Raw genomic sequence first — 25,239 nt, forward strand, 5'->3', positions numbered from 1 at the left:
ATAAATCCTCCTTTAATTTAAGCTCAAACTTTAATATACCCTGATTGGTAGCATATAATTACTAATTTCTTTTCTACAAAATTTTAAATGTTCTGTAAGGAAATAACTAAGACATCAGCGATAATGATTCGGTAAGTTACAAATTTCTATTTAGGAATTTGCGTATACATATTTTGGATATCTGTGCTTGTTCCTTGTTAAAACAATCAGAATAATGGTCCATGAATCCATGACTTGCCTGCAATATATGTATATCAATATTCTTTTTCCCAGCAAGCTGTTCTGCCACATATTCTACGTCAAATGAATCCTGTTTTGCAAAAAGTAAAAGTACAGGACACAATGGTTGAAGCTCTATATAATCACGAATACGTGAACCATAACAACATACAATTCCATCACATTTAGGGTGTTGACTACACCTCCAAGCAATAGTAGCCCCAACACTGAAACCAATAATATATACTTTATCATAGATAAGCTTCAACTTTGAAATTAAGTCTTCAATAACTTTATAATATTCAAATCCTTTGTTGTTAATAAAGTGCTGGTAAGCCTCTGTTTTTTCCGAATATAAAAATTTCTCTCTTTGTATTATATCAGGACAAAACACATCGAATCCTTGAAGATTATACTCTGTACATATTTCTTCTATATAACAGTTTATTCCATAAATTTCATGCAATATAATAACTGCATTTTTATTATTGCATGTTTTTCTATACATAAAAATCTCCTCTATAAAATCATTTTTTTCTGCATAACAAGCAAAATATTTTCACAATGCTTTTTCCAGAAACAATCACTTGGGTAAGACATTTTTCATCGACTTGACATCTGCATTTTGGATACAGTTCAAGTTATTATGTTGACTTTTGCCCTTAAAAATTATCCCACAAAAGGCAACCATATCCTAGTTCCTTTCATAATAGCAACTGATAAGGTTTCTATCATAAATATTCTTTTAGCACTAAAGTAATAATAAACGCAATCGCTACACTGGTCAGGGTACCTACCAAATATTTCTCTGCAAAATTCTTGTCTTCCAGTTGTTTATATCGGGCAATACTTTTTGCAGTCAACACAAAGCCAATAGCTCCGAATTGATTGCATAAGATTAAAATTGAAATAATAATTCGTTCAACCTTTCCAATAATACGCCCTACCTGAGGATCATTTTCCTCCTGATCACTACTATCTCCATCAACAATATACAAGAACAGTTTTTTTATGAAAACCGCTGTGGGATCCCATAATATAACAAACGTTAAGCAGTAAATAACCAAACGGTAACTATATTGCCATTGCTGTATATAGTCGTATAACGAGGTTGTTTCCACACCTAAATCATAAGCATAATACAAAACCATAAGAATTAAGACATGCAAAATCTGATCCACAATAAAAGAGGCAAATATAATGGATCTCCTGCTAAATTTCTTATCTACAAGCGTTCTTATCCAATCGATGAAAAAATGTGAACATGTAATAATTATGTAAGGTAAAATTGCCTTTTGGAATTTTACCAAGGGGAACATTGTTATTAAAAATATGACAGCATAAATGATTGCATGGTATATAAGATATTTAAAATTATCAAGTTTTCTCTGCGCCAATTTCGTGGTTTGAAGAGTAAAATCAGCAAGAAAATGAGCTATAATCAAGATATATATAATCATTTTTCACCTCTTATAAATACATATCCATAAATTTCAAAGCGACAATCGTTGCATTTCTAGCTTCGTAGATATTGGCGATTTTAAAAGTTTTTTCAATGCTTTGTCTACTTATATTTAAAATTTCGGATAATTGTGTAGTCATCCCTCTTTTCTTTCCGCCGGAAACATAAAAGTTGCTGTTATCATTAACAGCATCTATTGGATTAGGCACTAAATTCATAAATTCTAACTCATCAAAGGGATATTGTTTTACCGATTTACTTTGCTTATAATACGAATAATAATTAAGTCTGTTTTTTGATGTTATAAGTTTGGAAATCAGGTCAAATTTGCTATAGTTTATCACTTGATGGTAATCTATGGGATATAGCAATTCTGAAAGTAACATAAGTTCATTTTGATATTCGCTATGATTTCTAGTTAACGCAAAAGAAACATTTATTGCGGCGTTTAAAAATAAATCAATCTTTGTTCCTGAGTACAGAAGTACAGAATATCCTAGTGCATCATTTACATTTTCAATGGCGTTTCTTGCATTATGATATGCGGGACCATCTTGAGCAGTGGTACTTGCATTTTCAATTTTTACATTCCATTCCCCTACGCCAATCCCCGCTCTTATTTCAACAGGAGAAATAAGCATGCAGAACATTCTCAAATAAAGATATGCCGATTCCGGAGAGATGAACAAACCTTGAACCTCATCTCCCCCACTGAACGCAACATCTTTGGCTAATGAACCGGAAAATACTTCATTTAATTTTTCGATTATATTAATAATGTAGTTCTGTATAGAGTTTCTGTCTTCAACCGAATAGGATCGAGATCTTTTCAAATCTATTATTAATGCAGAATAATTTTTCATAACATCACCTCTAGATATCATTATAATACAACGAAGCAAAAACGCAACCAATATCAGTTGCATTTTTAAAAAGAAACTAAAATGAGTTGCAAAAAATAAAATCACATCATGTAATTACAATAATTACCATATTCATTATACAGACATAATGATAAGTAGTCAAAACTATCTATTTATTTTTTTAGACCCCACTGAACGCAACAAAAAAGAGGATCATAAACCATACCTTTAGCTGCTCCTCCATTTTTTCCACCTTGTATCTCAAGTCTATTCTGAAAACCAGATAATGGGGGAATGACAATCTTTTTTTATTGTTTATCCCTAGCCTCATTATAAAAAATATCAGTTTGAAGGTATATAAAAGGCTAAGCTGACGGTCATTAAATAACCCACACCTTAGCCTCCAAATGATGAAATTCTCTTAAAATAACTTATTTAACTACTCACTAATTAATTTTGACTCCACCAACAAATTCCTTATTGCTTGTGCCGCTTCTGCATAGGTTAAGCTTGCCTTTGGTGAAATTTTAGTTTCTGATGTGCCATTAAATACATGGGCAGATAATACATTCTTAACATTTGTTTTTGCCCAATCACTTACTTCGCTATAGTCAGTGTAGTTTTGATAACGATTTTCATTGCTTCCTACAAGATTTGTAATCTTCATAGCCCTTTGATACATAGCCATAGCTTCTTCTCTTGTAATCCGGTTATCTCCTCTAAATGTACCGTCAGAATACCCTGAAACAATTCCATACTCATTTGCTATCAGTATTGCTAAGGTTCTTTCCCCTGAATCACTTATATCTTTAAAATTATTATCATGGGTTAAGCCTTCTCTGTATAGTCCCAATGCCCTAACAATATACTCCGCAAAATCTGCTCTTGTTATAGCTTTATTGGGCTCAAATTCCTCTGGATTAAAGATTACTAATCTGGAAGCCATATCGTTTACTGCATCTTTTGCCCAATGATTTTCAACAGACTTTACAGTTACCGGGTTCCAGATAACAGAGTAATCCGAATTCGTTAAAGAATTCAGTCTTGCATACCATTTTCCATCCTTTTGATATACCTCTGTAGGTACGTGGCTATAGGTCCCATCTGTATTAAATACAATACCTGTTGTAATCTTGCTAGGGTCAACACCAGCTGGAATCTCCATCACTCTTTCTACATAGTTGCTAAATTTATTGATACTCTGTTCCTTCGTTCTTCCATCTGTGTTTGTAGTCTTTGCTACAATTTCAAATTCAACAGGTGGGAATACCAGCTCTGCACCATTTGCCTTGGCAACTTCGTTGTACCTTTCAACTGCCTTTTCATCAAGCTTCGAGATTTTCACTTCCACTTTAATGTCTGAAAGATTCTTTTCCTTTAGTCCAAGGTTTTCTGCTACTTTGCTTATGGTGAATTCTTCCGCAGGAATTATATATTCTACGTTATCACGTTTTACAGATACATCAAAGGTGTTCTCTTCCAACTTCTTAACAATATCGCCAGTCAATTCAACTTTAGCTACTTCAGATTTTGTGTCAGCTACCGGAATTTGAATAACATTACCCGTTCCGGTTGTATTGGCTTTAATAGCTTCGTCAATTTTACTTTCAACGGCTTTATTATCAACAGCTACCGTTACAATTGATTTTCCACCTTCTGTTTTCTGCGTTTCTTTCCCTGCATTCTGCTCCTTACCGTTCACAACCACAATTGTATTCCGGCTTGGTTGGGTTGTTGCAGGTGTAGTCCCGCCACTGCTGCTTCCTGACGAAGAGCCTCCACTACTTGCCCCGGCTCTCGTTACTGTCACCGTATAGGTGCTTGTCGTTGCGCCATCTTGTGCCGTTACCACTACCGTTATGATATTGGCTCCCACATTTAAATTGATTACTCCCGAAGCATTGCCACTTGCTATTGTTGTCCCATTGACGGTGACTGTTGCATTACTATCGGTTACAGTGGGGGTCACTGTTATGCTACTCACTCCATGCCCTTCACTTGCTGTATAGCTTTTTGTTCCATTTGCAAAAGCGGGTGAAAGGGTTCCACTGCTTATACTAAGAGCTGATAAATTGCTGTTGCTAGATACTCCTACTTTTACCGTTACCGAATACTGCTGTATACTGCTGTCTGCCGCTGTTACAGTATAGGTTACTGGGCTTGTGAAATTTTGGGCTACCCCTGTATTCGGAGATACGCTTGCACCAGTATGCGTTATGCTTGATACCAATGCCGTCACATCTGTTCCATAAGGTACCGTTAGCGCAATGGTTTTTGCTCCCTCATTCACTGTTCCTGTTACAGCAGGTGTTAAGCCGTTAAAGGTAAAGGAGGTAATTGCCTTTGCTGTGGAGAGGGCTACTGTTACCGTTACCGAATACTGCTGTGTACTGCTGTCTGCCGCTGTTACTGTATAGGTTACCGGACTTGTGAAGTTTTGGGCTTCCCCTGTATTGGGAGATACGCTTGCACCAGTATGTGTTATGCTTGGTACCAATGCCGTCACATCTGTACCATAAGGAACTGTTAGCGCAATGGTTTTTGCTCCCTCATTTACGGTTCCTGTTACAGCAGGTGTTAATCCGTTAAAGTCAAAGGCTGTAATTGCCTTTGCTGTGGAGTGGGCTACTGTTACCGTTACCGTATATGTCTGGGTGCTATTGTCTGCCGCTTTTACAGTATAGATTACCGGGCTTGTGAAGTTTTGGGCTACCCCTGTATCGGGAAATACGCTTGCTCCAGTATGCGTTATGCTTGGTACTAATGCTGTCACATCTGTTCCATAAGGCACTGTTAACGCAATGGTTTTTGCTCCCTCATTCACTGTTCCTGTTACAGCAGGTGTTAATCCATTAAAGTCAAAGGCGGTAATTGCCTTTGCTGTGGAGGGGGCTACTGTTACCGTTACCGTATACTGCTGGGTACTGCTGTCTGCCGCTGTTACAGTATAGGTTACCGAGCTTGTGAAGTTTTGCGCTACGCCTGCATTCGGAGATACGCTTGCACCAGTATGCGTTATGCTTGGTACCAATGCTGTCACATCTGTTCCATAAGGTATCGTTAGCGCAATGGTTTTTGCTCCCTCATTCACTGTTCCTGTTACAGCAGGTGTTAATCCATTAAAGTCAAAGGCGGTAATTGCCTTTGCTGTGGAGGGGGCTACTGTTACCGTTACCATATACTGCTGGGTACTGTTGTCTGCCGCTGTTACAGTATAGGTTACTGGACTTGTGAAGTTTTGGGCTTCCCCTGTATTTGGAGATACGCTCGCACCAGTATGCGTTATGCTTGGTAACAATGCCGTCACATCTGTTCCATAAGGTACTGTTAAAGCAATGGTTTTTGCTCCCTCATTCACGGTTCCTGTTACAGCAGGTGTTAATCCGTTAAAGTTAAAGGCGGTAATTGCCTTTGCTGGGTTTGGAGCTTTCGTCACCGTTACCGTATACTGCTGGGTACTGCTGTCTGCCGCTGTTACAGTATAGGTTACTGGACTTGTGAAGTTTTGGGCTACCCCTGTATTTGGAGATACGCTTGCACCAGTATGCGCTATGGTTGGTACCAATGCTGTCACATCTGTTCCATAAGGTACCGTTAACGCAATGGTTTTTGCTCCCTCATTCACTGTTCCTGTTACAGCAGGTGTTAATCCATTAAAGTCAAAGGCGGTAATAGCCTTTGCTGTGGAGGGGGCTACTGTTACCGTTACCGTATACTGCTGGGTACTGCTGTCTGCCGCTGTTACAGTATAGGTTACTGGACTTGTGAAGTTTTGGGCTACCCCTGTATTTGGAGATACGCTTGCACCAGTATGCGCTATGGTTGGTACCAATGCTGTCACATCTGTTCCATAAGGTACCGTTAACGCAATGGTTTTTGCTCCCTCATTCACTATTCCTGTTACAGCAGGTGTTAATCCATTAAAGTCAAAGGCGGTAATAGCCTTTGCTGTGGAGGGGGCTACTGTTACCGTTACCATATACTCCTGCGTGCTATTGTCTTCCGCTGTCACTGTATAGGTTACTGAATTTGTAAAGTTTTGCGCTACCCCTGTGTTGGGAGATACACTTGCACCTGAGTGAGTTATACTTGGTACCAATGCCGTCACATCTGTTCCATAAGGCACTGATAACGCAATGGTTTTTGCTCCCTCATTCACTGTTCCTGTTACAGCAGGTGTTAAGCCGTTAAAGGTAAATGCAGTAATTGCCTTTGCTGTGTTTTGGGCTGCTGTCACCGTTACGTTAATTCTGTAGTAATTGATTGTTGTGCTATCCTCTGCCATTACTCTGACAATAAAGAAATCTCCATCGGCAATGGTTGCGTTTGTGTATGCCATAGCTACATCGAAGTCACTAAAATCTGTGGTGCCGCTGGCATACTTCACCGCTTTCACCGTCGCATTGGTATCATTCTTGTCAAACAGTGTTACAAAGGTAGTTGCATTACTAGTGTCTGCCGCTTTTGCCGCTGTAATCGTTACTGCTCCAGCTGTTTCAGAACTTAACGATGCATTTGGTGTTCCAAGGCTTGTCACGGTCACTCCTTTCACCGTAGAGGATGCTTTCAATGCTGCATCAGTACTGAATGGCGCACCTATTAAAATTGTATAGCTATGGCTATCTGAGATTGGCGTGGTGGCACTATCTGTTGCAGTCACAGTAAAAGTAAAGCTTCCCTCTTCCGTTGGTGTGCCACTTAAAGCACCATTACTTGCCAACGACAAACCTGCTGGAAGTGAGCCCGATGTCACAGTGTAGATTATATCACCTGTTCCACCTGTTGCGGTAAAGGTGTGCCCTGCATATACCGTGCCACTTCTTCCCCCTGAAGGATTTGTCGTATTCAATACAGGGGGATCTGTGCTTAAGCCACCACCGGTAATATTGAGTGTGACAACATCCCCATCGACAGTGTAGTTTACTACACAGAGATAATAAGTTGTCCCTGCTTCTAGATACTGTGTTATTTTAAAATTTCCATCTTCTCCACCATCATCATCTGTAACTATGCTCGTTGGGTTGTCACTCTGAAAGAGCTCCCCGATTGTATCAATAGTACTTATTGTTTGAATCGTATAAGTAGCTGAATTTAAGGGAATAATTCTAAAAGCATAAGGATCCCCTTCCTCTCCATTATACGTAGCAATCTCGGTACTTTCTTCTGTAATTAACGGTGCCGTAGCATCTTTTGCTATACCACCAATAAGAGGGGCAGCAAAAGCTACTTGCCCCTGAAATAATATCGCTACCGCGCAAATGAAAGCTAGAATTTTTTTCATGATAATTCCTCACTTATCTCATCAATTAGATATTAAATAAAAACACTATATTTCTAAAATTTCTTCAACGCTTTCTAGCACTCGAACAACACATGAACTTAAAACATATATAATAAATTTCTAAAATATCTTTCGAGCTGCAAGTAACTCGAAAGATATTTTTACACTTTTATGACTTCGTAATGTGGAAAGCATATGTTCTGCTATCTCCACCAAAGGAAGATGTTACTTTAATAACCAATTCATTTAAACCAATATTTGGTGTAAAGCTAAGGCTTTGTGTATACGGAATGCTTGTGCCATTTACGGTCACTTCAATGGCTGCACTGGTATCTTCAGGAATAACCGTTGCCTTTACCTTCGGTACAGTAACGCTCGTTGTGTAATCGTAAGTGGTCTTTACAAAATTAACGCCTGGAATACCCGTTACACTTTGCAAATAAGCACTTGTTGCTTTCTCCACATTCACCGTATATGTTGTGTCCGTTACCTGAGGTGCAGTAACTTTAAAAGGTACACTTACACTTCCTCCTACCGCCGGAATGGTTACTGGCCAAGGCATGCCACTTGTTACAGCGGTTCCATTCACTCCTATGGTAGCATTTACTCCTTCTTTTACGGGAGTAATGTTCAAAACCGTTGCTGTTGAATCTTGAGGAATACATACATTATACAATGCCGTATTCGAATCAAAGGAAGGTTTTAGGGAAATTGGGTTGTTTAGGTTATCTCTTGCTGTTAAGCTTGTTAATCTTGTACTATCAGACCTTATAACCGTAACGGTATACGGCTGTACCGGTCCTAATTGAGGGGTCACCTGAATGGGTATCGTATTATTTCCCACAGCAAGAGGTATGTTATTGGAAGGCTGTCCACTCACTGCCGCAACACCATTAATTTTAAGCTGGGCGTTAGCATCCTCTAGTACGGCGGTTACCGTTGTTGATGCCACATTAAACCCTACAGTGGAGGAATAAGCGTATGTAGTTTTGCTAAATGTCGGCGTCAATGCTCCTGCACTGATGGCTAAGGAAGTAAGATACCCACTCGTTGGAAGATCTCCCCAAACCTCAAAGCGTGCAATAGATGCATACGTGGGATGAATAGCCATACCACTGTTTGAGGCTATATATAACCTTACAAAACGTGTCAAAACAGGGGGGAAAGTACGATCTGTTGCACTTGCAGTATTGTTTGATACCGAATCCACTGTCCACCAATTCTGACTATCAAGGCTGCACTGCAAAGAGTATCCTTTCATATTATAAATGTCCTGCCATAGTGCAGCACCTAGATTGCTTACAACCCATCTATTCACATAATATACACTTTGCAAATCTACCATGAGCGCAGCAGGCAAAGTGGTGGTAAGCCATCTATCCTGTGGGGCCGTTATGGCTCCGTCGGTTGTCCGTGAGGCTACATATGGAAGCACACAGCTGCTCTCCGTAGGAAGTTTGCCATTCGTTAAGTTATTAGACATATTGTTTCCATCCTTTCTGTAATCATATTTTGCTTAAGGGCGTGATGGATATGGGCCATATGTAACAATACAATACTGCATACTCGGATGCGGCTGTGCTCCCCTAAGGTCTGGCAGGGCAAAAGTCGATACCCCATCTCCACCATAAACAGCCCCTAACAACGAAAATAGCGCCTGGTTTTCCCGAATGTTTAATATTCTGCCATCACACGGAAGAGTATATTCCGGCGCCCAATTAAATGCGAAGAGCATGATTTCTCCTATAAAATCGTTTTCCATAAAATTACCTCCAATACAAAATAAAGGTTTATAAATTCTCTAATCATAGCAATGCTTATGGTCTTGTAGGATAGTATCCCTGCGTTGCGATGTAATAGTACAAAAATCCGTCCGTTCTAAGAGATGCTTTGTTTGCACCATTGAGATCTGGCAACCCAAAAGTGGTCCTTCCATCTCCTCCATAGGTAATTCCCAATAGTGAATAAAGTGCTTGGTTTTGCATTATTTGAAGCGTTTGCCCATTACATGGCAACCACCCCTGTGGAGCGAACCCAAAAGCAAAAAGTTGAATTTGTCCTAAAATTGGATCCATAATGTTTACCTCCTAAATGTTTGTTTTTATTATGTTGTCGTTTTCTTTAAATCATATTAACATTATACATCCATTTTTTTCTATTTTCAATTTTTTGTTATAAATGTAAAAAAATAAAAATAAATAAAAGATTAAGGAAATTTTTATATATTTTTATTAATATTAATTAACCCTAACAGCAGTACTGTAATCAAAGCAAATATTGACATTTTATAGGAAAAGATTTAAGGTGATAGATATAATTAGGTATATCGGAAAAGATTTGTGGCGGACAATTGAAAATCTGAAGGATGTGATAAATAATATGAATTCCTATAAGCATGAATTGTGCAGAATAACAAAAATATTTCTTGATTCAGAGGATAAATATGACGAGCTATTTCACGCTGCTGATGCTTACTACAATCTTTTACTGAAAGCATCCGGATTGGAACCTGAGAAATCAAGTAATCGAGAAGCCATCTATCTTCCCACAGGAAAGGCTATCGGCTCTGTATGGGCAGCCTTATGTATCAAGGAGTTTATGCGTACAAAACGCTTTGTAGCCGGAATATATAAGGCCGTAAAAACTGCGCAGGAACGCTTTCCTGATACGAGGCTCCATGTATTATATGCCGGAACCGGTCCTTTTGCGTCTTTGATTCTTCCCCTTACCACCGCTTTCAGCAGCAGTGAAATATGCTTTACTTTGCTAGAAATCAACCCTAACAGTATAGAGTCCCTAATGGAAATTATTAAAACCTTTGAAATCGATGATTATGTGAAAGAAATCGTTTGTTGTGATGCAACAGAATACAAATCAGAGGCCAGATTTCCCATCCATATCATAATAAGCGAAACCATGCTGAATGCATTGCGACGTGAGCCCCAAGTGGCAATTACCCTAAATCTTGCCCCACAGCTGGTAGATCAAGGTATATTTATTCCTGAGAATATTAAAGTAGAAGCAGGTCTTCTCAATAACAAACGATTCCAAGAGCGGCTGAACGGAATAAATTTATCCGTTGAAGACCACTATTTTATGATAAAAAAGATATTCCAACTAGATAAGGATACCTATAAGTTGAATACGGAATATAAACAAAAAAATAACAACTGCTATATTTTCCCAAAAGAAAGAATAGAGCTTCCTCTAGATATTTCTAATGATTATAATCAATTATGCCTGTTTACTACAATACAGGTTTTTGGGGATGAATATCTGACACATTGGCAATGCTCACTAACACTCCCTCACAAAATCCTTAATTTATTGCAGCAGGAAAAAAGGGTAGCACAAATCGACTTTGAATATATAATAAGCAATAATCCAGGATTTAAGCACACAGTATACTAGGGAACGAGCTAAAAACCCAAGTGCCAACATTGCGATTAAAGGCTTTGAGAAAACCGATCTTCCTGACAGCTTTTTTTGACCTCGTCATTGGCAATGTACCATTTGTAACTAATAACTGAGTGAAAAACTCTATGTCAATCAAAATTTATTCATTCACGACCACTTTTTTTGCCAAAGCCTTCGTTAAAGTACGCCTGGGTGGCATTGTGGCTTTTGTAAATTAAGTGAAATTGAAATCATTTTTAGAACATATTAATGAACTCAGAAATTCATCAATTTATGTTTTTTCTAAGTAATGAAGCAATGCAATAACCGCAGAATTAAACGGCTCATATCATACATACTTCAGGGGTTGCGCGTGACAAATCTTCTCCACCAATTTAGAGGACTTGGATTTCTATTGTATAAGGCATTTATTTTATAGATTTGCTACTTGACGAATAACAAAATATGAAGCAAACAACCAGCCACCGCTCAAAATGAATGAGAAACCATTGGCTGGTTGTTATATAATGCCTTTCATAAATTGTAAACATTCAGTTTTCTGTATCAAGACATTCATCTATTTTTTTAATCAGATAGCTCGTATGTCACATAGGAATGATCAAGGTGGTAGCCTAACTTTTCTGCCAAAGACACTGAACGCATATCATGCGCATCCCAGCTTGGATACAATTTTCTCTCCAAGCACTCTAATATCAATTTTGCTCCGCATACGGTTGCAAGGCCTTTTTGCCTATATTCAGGCTTTGTGTCAATTTCAATTTCTATGCCACCGTTATATACCGCATAAGGCGAAGCACCTGACACAAGTTTTCCCTTATGCAATATGGCTACGCCTATGGCTCTTTTTTGATAATCAGTATAATCCTTGAATTGGGAGCATAAGTCAACAGACCAAGCCTCACTTCGTGCCATTTGAAAGATTTCTTCATTGAATAATTTAACTTCATAACAATGATCCAATGCTTTAATATATTCTATCAATTTCCCCCTATCAAAAACATTTGGTTCCTTCTTTATTGCATAACGTAAAAATTTTCTTGCTCGTTTACCATAATAGCTCTCGATTTGCGTCTCCCAATCCTTGTCTTTGGGAACTAACAATTTGAATCCAACAATTGATTGAAATAAATCTGAATCTGGCTTACCCGCAAAAAAGCAAATATCACCAACATCAATCAATGCCGAAGTCGGTTTTGCACTATTATCGGTAATCATATTTCCCATGTGCCCTTGCAAACACGACCATATCATTGCTTCATTCCAACCATCAAATAGCGTTGCCGCTTTTTCTACGCTCATTTTATCACCAACTTTATATGGACTTTTGTAACCTCATTTTTAGTAGTACTGGCCAAAAACTAACTTTGCAAAAGTATTTCTAAATCTGATATAGATACCTCCATACGTTTAGATGTCTCCGCAAGTGACATCCCTGAATCAAGAAAACGTCTTACCACCATCTTCATATTCTCGCCAACTTCGATAACATGTCCATCCAAATCGTAAAAGCGTATTGAGCGTTGTCCCCATTTGGCTTCCTTAACGCCCTCCCCTAAACATTTAATGTCGTTACGTTGCTCTAATTTCTCAACAAATCTGTTGAAATCATCTTCTTCAAAGTATAGCTCCATATTATGAGAATTTTTCAATATACTTTCTTTCGGGATACCTAATAACCATTCAAATTCCTGTTGCAATGACAATCCCCCAAAAGAGACATTTATACCATAGTCTTGGAACACCTCAAGATCAAATAAATCCTGATAAAACCGTTTGGAAAGGTTTACATCTTTTACAGCTATACACACGCCTTGATATTTCATTTAAATTACCTCCATAATATTAATTATTTACAATTCTCATATGTCTCAAATCCACTTCTACCCTCTAGCTGTTTTAATATTTCAATTCAAGTCTGATAAAACTTCATCTGTCATAATTCATACATCATTATCCTTTGATAATTCAAATGTTTTCGTATGGACAAATTCATAAAAGAGCTTAAAATTAACAGAAACGTATTGTTTGCAATCTTTTTCTTCTATATATTTCAAGCTCTCCAAATCACATATCATAGCATCTCATGAAACCTAAAACCAATTAATCTGAGTGCAGTTTCGAGCAGGGAAATGCTTAGTAACTAACGTAGTTTCCTACAAAATATTACCAATTAGCGACTTCTTGTCGCACCACAATAATTTACCAATCTGATATAACTTTCAAGAATATTATACCACTATCTGCCATTTATACAAACCTATAACTGTCACAATAAGTAGGATTTTAATAGTACAATTTTATTTCACAAATGTACCTTTTTTATTCTGTGACATCACAAAAGCAATAAGGGTATTTTTGCAACAATATATAATACTGCTATAGAATTTTAAAAGAGAGGGCCTATCTATAAATAGGTTATGTAAGAGTATCTACAATAGATCAAAACACGGACAGGCAAGAAATTGCATGTTGGCTTACCTTGGTCAGAATAATTGTCAACACAAATTCCCTTGGAATTTGCTGCTATTTTATCAGAATAATACTTTCTTGTGATTCATAGCTGTTTCTTTCTGTTCAAGCCGAGTGCTGACTCTACAGTATACAGGAACCCTTAACTTTTTCTCTTCAACTCTAATATGATTATCCTATTTTCTGCTGCTGGGAAATTGTGATTACTTTTTCGTTTGCCATTTATATGCCTCCTTTAAGATATGATTACAAAGTGAAAATATCTCAAAGAAGGCAATGTTATAAATTTATAGGTTATGCAATTCAACATCAATGAGCCACTAAAAAGATATTCCATACAGCCCATATCACTTTAGTCACAGAAATCTGGTGGTATACTTTGGGGATAATGGAAAACGTTCAAAGGGTCATATTTTGCCTTTATCTGGGTCAAACGTTCAAAGTTGCAGCCATAGTATTCCTCCGGCCAGTTCTCAATCAGCAGATCAGGAGTATTGACATACACTCCGCATGTGTAAGGAAGCATGGCTTTACGGAAATCCTCCACCCAACGAATGCCCTGTGCAGCTCCCTCCGGGACATCCCATGTAGCCCAGGGTGACATATTAGATAGAGCCTTGCGATAAAAATATGCCGTATCCGTGTCGGCAATTTCAGCTACCGCTCCGCCCAAGCCATGAAATAGTACGGAGGCTGTAATGCTGGACGGTGCTTCACTAATGAAATGCGATATAATATCAATTGCTTTATCTGGTAATAACTGCTCAACAAAGGGTCCCACGCTCTTGAAAGATTCCGGTGCATCTGGCTGAGTAGCTCCTATCAGAGCCGCTGCTTCAAGCCATGGCATCTCTTCGATGGTAACCTCTTTGGGTGGGCTAGACATCAGCAGAGGTTGTAGCAGACTTCGCAGCTCGTTCTCTGACCCAAGAAAAACGCCTTGCATTAATAATAGCGGTTGCTGGCCTGAAACAATCGATAGCAGTGGTGTAAGTCTCTTGTCGGCACCTGGTACTGTGTATTGTTGCCAGACCTGAAGTACCAGTTTAAGATCCTGAATCTCCCAATCAATCCGTGCATAAGCAACCGTATCAATATGGTGCGTTTGGAAGCGGAATGAGGTACAAACACCAAAGTTACCACCTCCACCTCCACGCAATGCCCAGAATAAATCACAATTGTGTCTGGCATCTGCATAGAGTACACAGCCGTTCGCATCGACCATTTCCACCCCAAGTAAGCTGTCAATGGCCAATCCCCATTGCCTAGACAAACTGCTTTGTCCGCCACCTAGGGTAAATCCTCCAATTCCAGTGGTCGGGCAAAGGCCGGGCGGTACTACCAGCCCTTCCTTCCCCAGTACCTCTGCCAGTTCGAAGTCACGCAGGCCTGTCTGGATCGTGACGATGCCAGACTCACTATCCAAATCAACCCGCTTCATCTCACTGACATCAATAACGATTCCGGCGTCAACAACCGATAGTCCTTCGTAGTTATGGCGGCCAGAGCGTACACGGATCGGCACATCCCTGCATCGTGCCCAGCGTATAGCATTTATTACATCCTGTGTTTCTCTAGCAAATACAATAACCAATGGAAATCTATTAAAGAAGGTATTAAATTCACTGCGAGCCTGATTATACTGTGGATCATTAGGCAAAACGATACGTCCAGTTAATTCCGTCTCCTTTTCATAATTCATACAAACAACTCCTCGTTTCAAATTCAGTTTACATAGGCAATTACCTTGTTATGCATTACTTGGCATAGGCGGCAATAAAAGAATTGCAATATGTTTACTTTATATTATGTAGCAATGTGAAATTATTCCACAAGGCTCCTACCGCCCAACGTTACCAAGCCCCTTCAGTACTTCTTTGATACCTCCAGTATGAAAGCCATTAAATGGCATCTACATATTCTGTGGCTTAAGAGTACGCAATAAAACTTTCAAACGTATTGTGAATGAGAGCTTTATTCTGAACAATTGTGGCATTACTGACAGAGTCTACATCAATGCCACAGGCCGATGCGTTGATTTGCTTGCTTGGCAGCATTTATTTTGCTTACTTTTGCATTTTGCAGAGATAGCAGTCCACATAAAAGTAATCGCTAATAGCTTGAAATTAAAAATTTGAATTGTACAACAAAAAAGTTCCTCGTTTCATCTTTGCGTACACACTCCTTCGAACGAGAGAAAAGTCATTAAAAATGCCCCCACTTCTCTTAAGGAAAAAGTGAGGGGCTGGACAATTCTAAAATTAACATTAATTCTCTTGATTTCATTCGCTTCGGCTTATACACTAAAAACAATAGACATGCAATGGAGGAATTTAAATTCTTAATTATATATCCTTACCACAGGCTTCTGATAAGTGGGGAATCTCCAAACAAAAAATCAGAAGCTCTCCGCTTCGGACATACATGGGAATTCCAAAGGTACGCCAAGCATGTGGACGTGCAGAACTCATTCAAACTGACTGGAAAAAAATTCTTCCCAGAGACCAACACAGAAAAAACCTTGTTGCTGTCGCCACTGCATCTGATTGATGTAGTGGCTCTTTGTTTGTTTTAGACTTAATATAGTATAGATTAACCTTGAAAGAACAGTGAATGCTTTTATATCCTATGAGCCTGTATTCCCTAATCTTGATCTAATTAGTTGCTTGTAACAGCTGCTTTGCTATGGTATACTACTTTTCCATATCAATCATTAAAATATGATTGATATAATTCTGATTAACTTTGTGAAAAAATTTATAATTAGAAACTTTTGCTTGAGGATTTCGTAAATCTAAAAGGATGTGATTTTATGAAGGGAACTGTTAATTATATTCCCGCAGACCTTCTCAATCTAATGTGGCTTTCTATCAAGTGATATAGCGCAAACCGAAACAAAGAATGAACCAAAAAATTTACTGTAATGTTTATTGAAGGAGCGAGAATATGAATTGGGAGCCTTGGACAGGATGCTACCAAATGAGTGATGGATGCAAATATTGCTATTTTTATGGACCGCATGGGAAACGCTACGGTCAAAATACCATACAGAAAACAGATAAATTCGATTGGCCTATCAGGAAAAATACTAAGGGTGAATATAATATTAAAGGAAATAAAATCCTTGCCACCTGTTTTGCCACTGACTTTTTTCTGCCTGAAGCCGATGAGTGGCGCAAAGACGCTTGGAGCATTATAAAACAAAGAATCGATATCGATTTTCTAATTCTAACAAAACGAATTGACCGATTCAACGTTTCATTGCCCTCCGATTGGGGTGACGGCTATGACAATGTTAATATTGGTTGCACCGTGGAGAATCAAGCTTTGGCAGATTATCGTCTCCCTTTGTTTTTGTCTTATCCAATAAAACGTCGTTTTGTTGCTTGCTCCCCTCTTTTGGAAGCCATTGATTTGTCAGCCTATCTACATGGAATTGACCATGTTACAGTATGCGGCGAAAGTGGGCGTGATGCTCGTGAATGCGATTATGATTGGGTACTGGATATACATGAGCAATGTGTAAAAGCAAATGCTACATTTTGGTTCAAAGGAACAGGAACATATTTTAAACAAGATGGTACGGTGAAAAAAATAAATCCGTTTAAGCAAGGGAGCATTGCAAGTGAACTGGGCATTAACATTTCAAACGGAAAGAAATTGTTTTGAAATAGAAAGTTGTGCTCCAAACGAATTCTACTTCTATTGGGGATAACAATACTGATGACTTCAATTGCGAATTGCGGTTACCAATAACCAAACATAGTTAAATTGGATAAAACAAAAAAGCTACATTGGAATGTATAAAAGGAGGCACATGATGGCAGACATAGAGAACAGCGTAACACCGTGGCCGGAAGAAACAATGAAAAACTACCTCTGGTTAGATGAATATTTGCAAAAGCAACCGGCAACTGTAAAGGAATTTCAACCCGCATGGCAAGCATACAAATATCTACTTGGGGGCAAAATGTACGCCTATATCGGCATAAACGAACAAAATGGACGCCCCATTATTACCTTGAAACTGGAACCCATGTATAGTGATATGCTACGCAAGCAGTACGATAACATCGTGCCGGGTTATTATATGAACAAAGTACACTGGAGTACTGTGTATCTAGACAGTGAAATTCCCCATGAGGTGCTTGCCGATATGGTGCGTGCTTCTCATAAATTAGTGTTTTCGTTGTTAAGCAAGAAAATACAGAGGGATATATTGGGAGAATAAAGATACCAATGGCTATCTTCTTCGCCTTTGAATGAGTAGGGCAAATACTTAAGTTCACCTTAATCTCTAAAGACACGGGCTATAAGCATACCGCATAGGTTTGTCAATCCACAGAAAAAAAGCAAAGGAAATTTGATTTCCTTTGCTTTTTTTAGATGTTATATTCCCAAAAAAGTCCGGTCCTCATTTGCATAAAGACGGAGAAAGCTTGAAGAAAAATATGATATATAATTTCAAAAAGCTTAAATTATTCATTATTAAAATGAAAGTTATTTAGAAATTATAAGTCATTCACATAGGTGATTACCGAATCTATAGTTTGCCTATCCTCAAAATTTACTTTTGAATTATAAGTGTTAAGAAATTCTTTGTCCTCTGGTTCTCGCTCAGATTCCGGTTTTCTTTGAATCATGCCCTTCATCATAGCCATCATGACTTTATGGATAGGACCAAGCTTTTTGTAGTCAATCCCACCGCGCAGATGGAAGAATTTTGTTTTTGCGAGAAGCTCTGGTGTGAAGTTCTTATTTAGGATTGCACTGTAGTCTGTTGTGTTGGGGTCGGCTAATCCAACGGTAAACACAATAAGATTTTCGCAGGAATTTTGGGTAACCAATTTTACACCTGCGATACCTCCTGCGTACAAACCGCCCCCATATATAATGACGTCGTATTGACTTAGAGCTTTTGGTTCAATCCTTTGGGCATCAAACAAATCTGCACTTAGTGCCGAAGCAATCCATTCAGCATACTTACGCGTTGAGCCGTACTTCGATGTATATGTGACTAAAATTTTTCTAGGCATTAAGTTCCTCCATTTATGTTATCTAAATTATCAAATATCTTCATTAGCGAACTGCTTAAATCTGCAACTTCATCCATGCTCACGCCAGAGAACATGCTTTCAATAAATTGAGTTGCAATTTGTTCATTATCTTTATCCCACTGCTCCCATTGCTCACTTGCTTTTATCCGCATCGACCTGCCGTCTTTCTCGTCGTTATGAACTGTCACAAAGCCCTTTTCGGCCAGCTTCATAACAAGTTGCTTTGTGTTCTGGTGAGAAGTATCGCAAGCTGCCGCAAGCTGCTTTAGCGTGGGGGGCTGTTCAAATAATCCCAATACCAAAATTACGAACCATTGCTTGGCAGTTAGGTCTTTCATCTGCGCATCCATTTTGCTTTGAAGGCGATTAGCTACGCGAAACAGATAGCCAAATACGATCAGCCTTTTATCCATCTTATCGAAATCGTACATCAACACCCCTCCATAAGGTAATATATTCCCTATATAGGTATTATATTACCTATCTATCTCCCTTGTCAATAAACATATAGAAAAAAGAAATCATAGATTTATATAAACTTCAATTTAACTGGTAGTCAGAATTACTTGTTGTGAGCATAATTAGAACCATCTATTCGTTCGATGAGTATTAAAGGACTAAATGGATTTTTATTTTCATGAACAACGTTACTTTCATATTGACATTTTTTGATTTGAAGCATATACTGTTCATATCAAAATAATTCGATTTGAGGTGATAAAAGTTGGAACTTACTCCGGAAAAAAACGCAAAGGTGTTCAAAGCTTTTTGTGATGAAAAGCGGCTTGCCATTTTGGAGCTTTTACGTAGCGGTGAAAAATGTGCTTGTGTTTTAATAGAACAAATGGAAATCGGACAGTCCTCCTTGTCCTATCACATGAAGATTCTATGTGAATCCGGTATTGTTGAAAGTAGACAGGAAGGCAAGTGGACTCACTATAAAATCAGTGAACAAGGCAGCCAAGAGGCTATTCTCCTCTTAAAAGCAATTACCACTCCAAATGTAATCACTGAAGATACACTTTGTTACAATTAATAAGAGCCATCTGATGATAGGTGGCTTTTATTCGGCACAATATATCAATTTTTTTTGATGTGACTATATCATATAGTAAAAGAAAGGCGATACCCTATGGAAACCCTTAAGTCTATGTGGCTGTTCTTTCAAGACCAAGTGCTTGGAATGAAATGGCTAAATGCTCTAATGGGCAATCTGCTCTCGCTTTTTGGTCTTGATGTAACAGGACGAATCGGCGGCAGTGTTCAATTCTTTATCTACGATGTACTAAAAATCACCGTGCTACTATGTGTACTGATTTTCATTATCTCGTATATCCAAAGCTACTTCCCTCCGGAGCGTAGTAAAAAAATAATGAGCCGCTTTCACGGCGTGTGGGCAAATATCATGGCAGCTTTACTTGGTACAGTAACGCCATTTTGCTCTTGCTCCTCTATTCCGCTGTTTATTGGCTTTACCAGTGCAGGGCTGCCACTTGGGGTAACCTTTTCGTTTTTGATTTCCTCTCCCATGGTAGACCTTGGCTCTTTGGTTTTACTTATGAGCATCTTTGGTGCAAAGGTTGCTATTGTTTATGTAGTTGTAGGCCTAATTATTGCGGTTATTGGTGGTACTCTGATCGAAAAACTCCATATGGAAAACTATGTGGAGGACTTCATCCGCTCGGCAAACAGCGTAGATATTGAAGCTCCTGACTTAACCCGAAAAGAGCGTATCATTTATGCCAAGGAACAGGTGGGGTCAACTTTCAAAAAAGTACTGCCTTACATTCTCATTGGTGTTGGAATTGGTGCAATCATTCACAATTGGATTCCTGAAAGTTGGATTGAAATGATCCTGGGTAGCAATAATCCATTTGGTGTAGTATTGGCAACCCTCCTTGGTGTTCCCATGTACGCCGATATTTTCGGAACCATACCAGTGGCCGAAGCGTTGCTATACAAAGGCGCACAGCTTGGTACTGTTCTCTCCTTCATGATGGCAGTAACAACACTGAGCCTTCCATCCATAATTATGTTACGTAAGGCAGTAAAACCTAAACTTCTGGTTACATTTATTTCCATATGTACAATTGGTATTATTATTATCGGCTATCTTTTTAATATATTTCAGTATTTACTGTTATAAAGTATGGCTAAAGCCATGCTGGACGATAGATACCTCTAATCAATTATATTTATTTTATTTAATTATGTAAATTATAAATTTAAGGGGGATTTTATTATGGCATTGTTTGGTTTTGGTAAAAAGAAAAATACAGAGAAAGAACTGGTTGTTCAGTGTGGTTGCGAAGGAATGTGCAAACCCTCCGAAATTGCTGCAAAGAAAGATGTCGACACAGAAAATATAAAAAGTTCCCACTGTTGCTGTGAAGAAGCAGAAACCATGGCAGAAACTGAAAAGGTAAAAGTCAGCGGATTATCCGTTAAAGTGTTGGGTTCTGGCTGTACAAAGTGCAATCAACTGGAAACTGCTACTTTGGAAGCGTTGAAAGAGCTTGAAATGGATACCACCATTGATCATGTGACGGACTTTACGCAAATTGCCGCTTATGGCGTAATGACTACCCCTGCTCTTGTGGTGAACGGAAAGGTGGTTTCCTTTGGTAAGGTGCTGAAAAAAGATGAAGTTGTTAAAATTCTTCAAAAAGTAAGGGGGTAACGCTATGAAGGAAGATAAAATACAAGACATTGGTTTCTTTCAAAAATACCTCAGCGTATGGGTTGCACTCTGCATGGCGGCAGGTGTTCTGATTGGGAAATTTCTGCCTGCTGTTCCGGCTTTTTTAGGGCAATTTGAATATGCCAGAGTGTCCCTTCCTGTTGCAATACTTATTTGGGTAATGATATATCCCATGATGATGAAAGTGGATTTTCAGAGCATAAAAAACGTTGGCAAAAACCCCAAGGGATTATTTGTTACATGGGTAACCAATTGGCTCATCAAACCTTTCACCATGTACGCTATTGCTACACTGTTTTTCTATGTTGTTTTTAAGGGCTTTATTGCCCCAGACCTAGCTAAGGAGTATCTGGCTGGTGCGGTGCTCTTAGGTGCTGCACCCTGCACAGCGATGGTATTTGTGTGGAGTACACTCACAAAAGGAAATCCTGCTTATACGGTAGTACAGGTGGCAACAAACGATTTAATTATCTTGATTGCCTTTGTGCCGATTGTAAAGTTTCTGCTGGGCGTTTCTAATGTGTCCGTACCTTGGGATACATTGATTTTATCAGTGGTCCTGTTTGTAGTAATTCCGTTAGCAGGTGGAATTTTGACCCATATGCTAGTAACAAAGCATAAGGGAGCAGAGTATTTTGAAAACACCTTTGTCCATAAATTTGATAACGTCACCAGCGTAGGGTTATTGCTCACTTTGGTGCTGCTTTTTTCATTTCAAGGTGATGTAATTCTGCGTAACCCGTTGCATATCTTACTAATTGCCGTTCCGCTAGTGCTGCAAACATTTCTCATTTTCTTCATAGCTTATTTTGCCTGCAAATGTTTAAAGTTGCCTCACAACATTGCCGCCCCTGCGGGTATGATTGGAGCTTCCAACTTTTTTGAGCTGTCGGTTGCCGTAGCAATTGCATTATTCGGCACTACCTCCCCTGCGGCACTTGCCACTGTAGTGGGCGTTTTGACTGAGGTTCCGGTCATGCTATTCCTTGTAAAAATCGCCAACAAAACGAAAGGATGGTTTTCAGTATGAATAAACCGAAAATAGCATTTATTTGTGTGCACAACTCATGCCGTAGTCAGATAGCTGAAGCACTGGGCAAACACCTCGCCGCCGATGTTTTTGAAAGCTATTCTGCCGGAACGGAAACCAAGCCGCAGATTAATCAGGATGCAGTGCGTTTAATGAAACAGTTTTATGGCATTGATATGGAACAGAACCAGCGTAGCAAGCTCCTTGAGGAGATTCCACAAGTGGACATCGTGGTGACAATGGGCTGCAATGTGCAATGTCCTTTTTTGCCATGTAAACATCGAGAGGATTGGGGATTGGACGATCCCAGCGGGAAAGACGATGCAGTTTTCACAGAAACAATCTCATTGATTCAAAACAAAATCTTAGATATGAAAGAGCGTATTCAAAAATATGAACTGTAAAAACAGCTGGCAGGTTATTAATCTTGCCAGCTGTTTTGCTCTACATCCCCAATATGGCCAGAGTGTCCTTGCAAATAGTTGGTGAACTATTTTCACTTTCATGAGGGGATTAACCCATACACGATAGATTGTTTAGATCCATACTACTTGGAGCTGCCCCTGCTCTAGGGGGCTGGCAGATGCTTCGATGCCTGTCAGCCTTTTATTACATACCAAGTTTTTGCCCCGTCAATTTTTTGCATAAAGACGATAGAGAATTTCTAATTTTAACCCTTCAACCTACATTAACTCTAAAAACTATGCGATTATTTATGGAAAATAAACCGTACTGTAGAACATTAATACGCCTTGAAATATAACAGAAGACTACTGCATTACTCACATATAATCTGTGTGTTTTTGTCATACAAAGTCTTATAGCCAAAAAATAAGGTACCAAAACATGAGCAAGTTACAACTGTACAGATCGCAATCATAATAGCAATTTGATAGAGAATTGCAGTTGTGGGCAGTGTGCCTGCTAAAATCTGGCCTGTCATCATACCCGGTAGAGATACAATTCCCATTCCAACCATAGAATTAAGTGTAGGCAGCATTGCTGTTTCCAATGCTTGTTTGACAAATGGAAGTAAGATTGTAGAAGGAGATGCACCGATACAGAGTAATGCATGAATCTTAATCCGCTGCCCATCCATCAATTCACGAAAAGTCTTGACACCTAGAGAAACGCCGGTCATGGTATTCCCCATAATCATGCCTGAGATGGGGATTACATACTGCGGGTTAAAGACGCTTTCGCCTACAACCGCGCATACAAAATATACAATTACAAAGATACCGGAAAAGGTTATGGATGCAGCTATCACTGCTTTGAATCGCTTGCTAAGATCTTTGTTTTTTGACAGCACCCTATGAATGGAAAAGGAAATCATCGAGAAAAGATATGTCATAGTAAATACAGGGTGTGGGTTTTGAAAAATGTAGGTTAGAATCAGACCTGCCAGCACAAGCTGTACTGTCATTTTTATGCTTGCTAAAATTAAAAGTTTGGTCTGGTCAATTTTACATTTTCGCATAATAAGCGCCACGACAATCAGAAGAAGATAGATTAATAGAAACTGTCGTATTTGAAATTGAATCACAGGATTCATTCCTATACCCCCAATCGAATTGTAAAATCCGAGAATCTTTGAATTAGTTCATCGTTGTGGCAAATACATACCACTGTGATATTTTCCTGCTTGCAAAATTCTTTGATATTAGACAGTAGCTCGAACGATGTTTTTTTATCCAATGCTGCAGTCGGCTCATCCAGCAAAAGCACCTGCGGAACACATGAAAGAAAAATCGCCAAAAACACACGCTGCTTTTCTCCGCCGGAAAGCGTTTTGCAATCCGTGGTCAGGGCGAAATTGGTACAACAGATATGCAAGAACTTCAACATTTCCTCATCTGTAAGCCGTTCGGTTTCTCTTGCATCAAAGTAATTATTGAAGTTGTCCTTAATTGTTCCGTCAAAAAGGAACACCTCCTGCGGCACGAGCAGGACACTCTTTCGATAAGACAGTACTGGCAATTCTTGTATATCCTTCCCTTGATAACAAATTGTTCCCGCAGAAGGAATAATTGTTCTGTTCAAAATTTTGAGATAAGTGCTTTTTCCGCACCCGCTTTTTCCTGCAATAAATGAAAAACTGTTTTCTTTAATTTGTATTTGGGGATAGATAATAAAATCCAAAAACTGCAAATCTGCCGATGATTGAATTAATGACATTTTCATTCACTCCTCTTTACTTATTCGAGCATTTCAAGTATAATGTTACTCGAAACACAATATAGACAATCAATATCGAAATTCGATATTATCATTGTAACATTGGAGGAACCTAAATGCAAGCACCTGTACTTAGAAAATTGTTTTTGGCTTTTATTGAAATTCATATTTTGCATCACGCTGCCAAGGAACCTATTTACGGCACTTGGATGATTGAGGAATTAAAGCATCACGGATATGAAATTAGTGCAGGAACAATTTATCCAATATTCCACAACCTTGAAAAAGCCGGGCTGCTCGTGTCAAAAAGTGAAAACGTAAATGGTAAAACCCGAAAATACTATACCATAACAGAACTTGGAATTGATGTATTAGGCAAAGCGAAGGTTAAAATTAAAGAACTAACACATGAATTATGAATTATTTATTTACAGGGCATGGATTATGACCAGCACTATCGTTTTTATGCTATTTGATTAAAATCTATTTATCTGAGAATTGAGCTACTACACTTTTGAACCTGTGTAGTGGCTCTTTCTTATCCTTTAGACCCAATATCGTT

The 25,239-nt window shown here is 38.7% G+C and carries 23 protein-coding genes; 9 read left to right on the top strand and 14 right to left on the bottom strand.

Annotation, left to right across the window (positions count from 1 at the left end; genetic code table 11):
* Nucleotides 1-136: 136 nt before the first annotated feature.
* The 7 genes from CPRO_RS08050 to CPRO_RS08080 form a co-directional block, all read right to left on the bottom strand.
* The gene (locus tag CPRO_RS08050) at nucleotides 137-727 is read right to left on the bottom strand and encodes a dienelactone hydrolase family protein (protein ID WP_066050114.1); all 591 of its coding nucleotides are present in this window, start codon (nucleotides 725-727) and stop codon (nucleotides 137-139) included.
* Between the two features lie 223 nt (nucleotides 728-950).
* Nucleotides 951-1,679: a DUF3307 domain-containing protein gene (locus CPRO_RS08055; protein WP_066050117.1), complete on the bottom strand. Its 729-nt coding sequence runs from the start codon at nucleotides 1,677-1,679 to the stop codon at nucleotides 951-953.
* 10 nt (nucleotides 1,680-1,689) lie between these two features.
* A complete protein-coding gene (locus CPRO_RS08060) occupies nucleotides 1,690-2,544 on the bottom strand; it encodes a SatD family protein (RefSeq protein WP_066050120.1) in 855 nt (284 codons plus the stop codon).
* A gap of 439 nt (nucleotides 2,545-2,983) precedes the next feature.
* A complete protein-coding gene (locus CPRO_RS08065; RefSeq protein WP_066050124.1) occupies nucleotides 2,984-7,825 on the bottom strand; it encodes an S-layer homology domain-containing protein in 4,842 nt (1,613 codons plus the stop codon).
* Between the two features lie 169 nt (nucleotides 7,826-7,994).
* Nucleotides 7,995-9,308 (bottom strand): cadherin-like beta sandwich domain-containing protein, encoded by a 1,314-nt coding sequence (locus tag CPRO_RS08070; RefSeq protein ID WP_066050127.1) that lies wholly within the window; start codon nucleotides 9,306-9,308, stop codon nucleotides 7,995-7,997.
* 33 nt (nucleotides 9,309-9,341) lie between these two features.
* Nucleotides 9,342-9,587 carry a phage tail protein gene (locus CPRO_RS08075; protein ID WP_066050130.1) on the bottom strand — a complete coding sequence of 82 codons (246 nt, stop codon included), beginning with the start codon at nucleotides 9,585-9,587 and terminating at the stop codon, nucleotides 9,342-9,344.
* Between the two features lie 55 nt (nucleotides 9,588-9,642).
* Nucleotides 9,643-9,900 (bottom strand): phage tail protein, encoded by a 258-nt coding sequence (locus CPRO_RS08080; protein ID WP_066050134.1) that lies wholly within the window; start codon nucleotides 9,898-9,900, stop codon nucleotides 9,643-9,645.
* Between the two features lie 304 nt (nucleotides 9,901-10,204).
* Between CPRO_RS08080 and CPRO_RS08085 the strand changes: the two genes are divergently transcribed.
* Nucleotides 10,205-11,236, top strand: coding sequence for an SAM-dependent methyltransferase (locus CPRO_RS08085; protein ID WP_066053884.1), 1,032 nt, complete (start codon nucleotides 10,205-10,207; stop codon nucleotides 11,234-11,236).
* Nucleotides 11,237-11,806: 570 nt separating this feature from the next.
* Here CPRO_RS08085 and CPRO_RS08090 read toward each other — a convergent pair.
* From CPRO_RS08090 to CPRO_RS08100, 3 genes are all read right to left on the bottom strand, one after another.
* Nucleotides 11,807-12,541: a GNAT family N-acetyltransferase gene (locus tag CPRO_RS08090; protein ID WP_066050137.1), complete on the bottom strand. Its 735-nt coding sequence runs from the start codon at nucleotides 12,539-12,541 to the stop codon at nucleotides 11,807-11,809.
* A 59-nt stretch (nucleotides 12,542-12,600) separates the two neighbouring features.
* The gene (locus CPRO_RS08095; RefSeq protein ID WP_066050140.1) at nucleotides 12,601-13,065 is read right to left on the bottom strand and encodes a VOC family protein; all 465 of its coding nucleotides are present in this window, start codon (nucleotides 13,063-13,065) and stop codon (nucleotides 12,601-12,603) included.
* A 998-nt stretch (nucleotides 13,066-14,063) separates the two neighbouring features.
* Nucleotides 14,064-15,413 (bottom strand): FAD-binding oxidoreductase, encoded by a 1,350-nt coding sequence (locus tag CPRO_RS08100; RefSeq protein ID WP_066050143.1) that lies wholly within the window; start codon nucleotides 15,411-15,413, stop codon nucleotides 14,064-14,066.
* Nucleotides 15,414-16,657: 1,244 nt separating this feature from the next.
* Between CPRO_RS08100 and CPRO_RS08105 the strand changes: the two genes are divergently transcribed.
* Both CPRO_RS08105 and CPRO_RS08110 read left to right on the top strand, forming a co-directional pair.
* Nucleotides 16,658-17,380: a DUF5131 family protein gene (locus tag CPRO_RS08105; RefSeq protein ID WP_066050146.1), complete on the top strand. Its 723-nt coding sequence runs from the start codon at nucleotides 16,658-16,660 to the stop codon at nucleotides 17,378-17,380.
* Between the two features lie 151 nt (nucleotides 17,381-17,531).
* The gene (locus CPRO_RS08110) at nucleotides 17,532-17,942 is read left to right on the top strand and encodes an MmcQ/YjbR family DNA-binding protein (protein WP_066050149.1); all 411 of its coding nucleotides are present in this window, start codon (nucleotides 17,532-17,534) and stop codon (nucleotides 17,940-17,942) included.
* 280 nt (nucleotides 17,943-18,222) lie between these two features.
* Here the strand turns inward: CPRO_RS08110 and CPRO_RS08115 are convergent, their stop codons facing one another.
* Together CPRO_RS08115 and CPRO_RS08120 are read right to left on the bottom strand one after the other, a co-directional pair.
* Nucleotides 18,223-18,747 carry a flavodoxin domain-containing protein gene (locus CPRO_RS08115; RefSeq protein WP_066050152.1) on the bottom strand — a complete coding sequence of 175 codons (525 nt, stop codon included), beginning with the start codon at nucleotides 18,745-18,747 and terminating at the stop codon, nucleotides 18,223-18,225.
* Nucleotides 18,747-19,199, bottom strand: coding sequence for a MarR family winged helix-turn-helix transcriptional regulator (locus CPRO_RS08120; protein ID WP_066050155.1), 453 nt, complete (start codon nucleotides 19,197-19,199; stop codon nucleotides 18,747-18,749). Before CPRO_RS08120 ends, CPRO_RS08115 begins: the two co-directional genes overlap by 1 nt.
* Before the next feature lie 293 nt (nucleotides 19,200-19,492).
* Between CPRO_RS08120 and CPRO_RS08125 the strand changes: the two genes are divergently transcribed.
* The 5 genes from CPRO_RS08125 (at nucleotide 19,493) to CPRO_RS08145 (ending at nucleotide 22,903) form a co-directional block, all read left to right on the top strand.
* Nucleotides 19,493-19,804: an ArsR/SmtB family transcription factor gene (locus CPRO_RS08125; RefSeq protein ID WP_066050158.1), complete on the top strand. Its 312-nt coding sequence runs from the start codon at nucleotides 19,493-19,495 to the stop codon at nucleotides 19,802-19,804.
* 96 nt (nucleotides 19,805-19,900) lie between these two features.
* Nucleotides 19,901-20,914 carry a permease gene (locus CPRO_RS08130; protein ID WP_066050161.1) on the top strand — a complete coding sequence of 338 codons (1,014 nt, stop codon included), beginning with the start codon at nucleotides 19,901-19,903 and terminating at the stop codon, nucleotides 20,912-20,914.
* Between the two features lie 96 nt (nucleotides 20,915-21,010).
* Complete coding sequence (locus CPRO_RS08135; RefSeq protein ID WP_066050163.1) at nucleotides 21,011-21,448, top strand: thioredoxin family protein; 438 nt, start codon at nucleotides 21,011-21,013, stop codon at nucleotides 21,446-21,448.
* 4 nt (nucleotides 21,449-21,452) lie between these two features.
* The gene (gene arsB, locus CPRO_RS08140) at nucleotides 21,453-22,499 is read left to right on the top strand and encodes an ACR3 family arsenite efflux transporter (RefSeq protein WP_066050166.1); all 1,047 of its coding nucleotides are present in this window, start codon (nucleotides 21,453-21,455) and stop codon (nucleotides 22,497-22,499) included.
* On the top strand, nucleotides 22,496-22,903 hold the full coding sequence (locus tag CPRO_RS08145; RefSeq protein WP_066050169.1) for an arsenate reductase ArsC: 408 nt from the start codon (nucleotides 22,496-22,498) through the stop codon (nucleotides 22,901-22,903). Before arsB ends, CPRO_RS08145 begins: the two co-directional genes overlap by 4 nt.
* Nucleotides 22,904-23,277: 374 nt before the next feature.
* Here CPRO_RS08145 and CPRO_RS08150 read toward each other — a convergent pair whose 3' ends face one another.
* Both CPRO_RS08150 and CPRO_RS08155 read right to left on the bottom strand, forming a co-directional pair.
* On the bottom strand, nucleotides 23,278-24,054 hold the full coding sequence (locus CPRO_RS08150) for an ABC transporter permease (protein ID WP_066050171.1): 777 nt from the start codon (nucleotides 24,052-24,054) through the stop codon (nucleotides 23,278-23,280).
* 2 nt (nucleotides 24,055-24,056) lie between these two features.
* Nucleotides 24,057-24,683 carry an ABC transporter ATP-binding protein gene (locus tag CPRO_RS08155; RefSeq protein ID WP_082754287.1) on the bottom strand — a complete coding sequence of 209 codons (627 nt, stop codon included), beginning with the start codon at nucleotides 24,681-24,683 and terminating at the stop codon, nucleotides 24,057-24,059.
* A 110-nt stretch (nucleotides 24,684-24,793) separates the two neighbouring features.
* On the opposite strand from CPRO_RS08155, the gene CPRO_RS08160 reads away from it, so the two are divergent.
* Nucleotides 24,794-25,096 carry a PadR family transcriptional regulator gene (locus CPRO_RS08160; RefSeq protein ID WP_066050177.1) on the top strand — a complete coding sequence of 101 codons (303 nt, stop codon included), beginning with the start codon at nucleotides 24,794-24,796 and terminating at the stop codon, nucleotides 25,094-25,096.
* Nucleotides 25,097-25,239: the final 143 nt, after the last annotated feature.

The organism is Anaerotignum propionicum DSM 1682 (genome assembly GCF_001561955.1).
In the GTDB taxonomy this organism is placed as follows: domain Bacteria; phylum Bacillota; class Clostridia; order Lachnospirales; family Anaerotignaceae; genus Chakrabartyella; species Chakrabartyella propionicum.